Annotated in this window: 3 protein-coding genes; 1 reads left to right on the top strand and 2 read right to left on the bottom strand. The window is 49.5% G+C overall.

Annotated elements, in window-relative coordinates; genetic code table 11:
* Positions 1–70 precede the first annotated feature (70 nt).
* On the bottom strand, positions 71–775 hold the full coding sequence (locus AC6R0L_RS02465) for a DUF1481 domain-containing protein (protein WP_500628110.1): 705 nt from the start codon (positions 773–775) through the stop codon (positions 71–73).
* A 222-nt stretch (positions 776–997) separates the two neighbouring features.
* Complete coding sequence (hupA, locus tag AC6R0L_RS02460) at positions 998–1,270, bottom strand: nucleoid-associated protein HU-alpha (protein WP_100754166.1); 273 nt, start codon at positions 1,268–1,270, stop codon at positions 998–1,000.
* Positions 1,271–1,563: 293 nt separating this feature from the next.
* On the opposite strand from hupA, the gene AC6R0L_RS02455 reads away from it, so the two are divergent.
* Positions 1,564–2,469 (top strand): CNNM domain-containing protein (locus tag AC6R0L_RS02455; protein WP_500628109.1); only part of this gene is annotated, 906 nt, incomplete at its 3' end.

The following is a 2,469-nucleotide window of genomic DNA, read 5'->3' as shown; positions in this document are numbered from 1 at the left end:
CCCATTACCTAACACCCATTACCCATCACCCTCTAGGCACTAGCCACTAGGAACTAGGAACTTCTTCCCCCTACTCCACCAACACCGTCCGCTGCAGACAATCATGGCTATCTTCCGCCAACATCAGCAACTCCTCGACCACTACACGATTGCCGCGAGTCGATCCTAGAAACGCCACATAGCTATCAATTGACGCCAAACGGCTCACCACAAACGACGGCAGCGTCTGGTTGAACTCAATCTCGGTGTAACTGCGCCCTTCACAGCTTTCAAACTCACTGCCATCCCAGTAGCCTTGGACGAGCTCAATCCCTTGCTTCGCTTGCTGCTTGGTTTGCACACCGATATTGCGCGCCTCTTGCTGTAACTGATCTATCATGGACGCGCGCAGCGGGAACACCTTGCCGTCCATCCGGTATTGCTGATAAATCGCCTCACCGTTTTTATTGAAGCGAGCATGAATACGATATGGCACGAGTTCTTGCTCATTACTCTGCTGCAGGCTCAGTTGCTCACCTTCTCGAATCAACTCACGCAGCTCACCTTCATCCCAACGGTAATCAGTCTTATACCAACCATACTCCCCGGCCGTAATGTAATCGGCCGCCATAAAAGGGGTTGAGAGGTATTCGGTGTACCAAAACAGACTGGTCGTGTCCCCCATCACCGAGCCGCCAGAATACTCGGAAAACTGGTCAAGATTAGGGGTAGAGACCGTTGACGAGCAGCCAACCATCAATGAAGACAACAAGAAAGGAAGAATGAGCTTTTTCATAATAAGACTGTTCATATCAAGAAACCAACGCAGGAAAGGACACGCCAGAAAAAATACCAGACATAAAAAACGCCAAGGTATCGATACCTTGGCGTAGTGTAACCCATTTTGTTTCATTGCCTAGTGACATTTGACAACATAGACCCTGTCATTGAATGCTCGGGTTTACGTCACTAATTCAATATCGTGTTCAGGAAGGCAATAGAAGATGAAACAAGTCGATTACTTTACAGAATCTTTCAGAGCTTTACCTGCAACGAAAGCTGGCACGTTAGCTGCTGCGATTTGGATCTCAGCACCTGTTTTAGGGTTACGGCCAGTGCGCGCTGCACGGTGATTTACTTTGAATGTACCAAAACCAATTAGTTGAACCTGGTCACCCTCTTTAAGTGCGTCAGTCACACCGTCAAGAGTTGCTTCAAGAGCAGCTTTAGCTTGCGCTTTAGATAGGTCTGCTTTCTCTGCGATAAAGTCGATTAATTGGGTCTTGTTCATTAGGTTTCCCTTCTCATAGGTTATCGAATTCAACTCACTCTAAAACATAAATGCCCCATCTGGCAAAGGTTTGTCGGCGATCTTTGACTTTCATGGCGTACTTTTAGCCATAATATGAGCTTCAACTCACAATTTGTTACTTTCACACTGTGATCGGATGCTTGTTTTTTCAGTGAATTAGCCATATTTATAACCTCAGAATGGGCTTCGACGTCGGTTATCACTGGCGTCAATACCATGCTACGCTACCCGAATGCGTTCAATTTTCGGGTTGTTTTTGCTATAGGAACTCTATGTTACTGCTCATTATTTACGTCTCTGTTGCGATTGGCGTATCGTTTATCTGCTCCGTGTTAGAAGCGGTGCTGCTAAGTATCAGCCCAAGTTATATTGCCCAGCTTCGCCAGCAAGGTCACCCTGCGGCAAGCAAACTGGCAACCTTAAAACAGGACATCGACCGCCCATTGGCCTCGATTCTTACCCTCAATACCATCGCCCACACTATTGGCGCGGCCAGTGCAGGCGCTCAGGCGGCGGTAGTGTTTGGCAGTCAGTGGTTGGGCGTGTTCTCTGGCGTACTGACGCTTGGCATTTTGGTGCTGTCTGAGATTGTGCCGAAAACCCTAGGCGCGACCTACTGGCGTCAGCTCGCGCCTGCTTCAGCCATTGCTTTGCGTTGGATGGTGTGGGCCCTAACGCCGTTCGTGTGGTTTTCTGAGCAAATCACCAAGCGCCTAGCCAGCGGTCATCAAGCGCCGAAAATGCGCGATGAGCTCTCCGCGATGGCGATCTTAGCCCGTGAAAGCGGTGAGTTTGCCGAAGGGGAGTCAAAGATCCTCACCAACTTGCTCGGCATCCAAGATGTGCCTGTCACCCAAGTGATGACGCCAAGACCGGTGGTGTTTCGTGTCGATGCTGAGATGACGATTGTAGAGTTTCTCAAAGCCTACCCAGACACGCCGTTTTCACGCCCGCTGATCTACAGCCAGTCAAAGGACAACATCCTAGGCTTTGTACACCGATTGGAGCTGTATAAGCTCAAGCAGCAAGGCCACGGCGACAAACAGTTGGGTTCGGTGATGCGCCCGATTCATGTGCTGCTCAACACTCTGTCGCTACCAAGAGCCTTTGAACAAATGATGGCAAAACGCTTACAACTGGCGATGGTGGTCGATGAGTACGGCACCATTCAGGGGATT

The organism is Vibrio sp. R15-SG3-ISO1A, from assembly GCF_059833955.1.
This window is presented reverse-complemented; position numbering and strand designations above follow the sequence as displayed.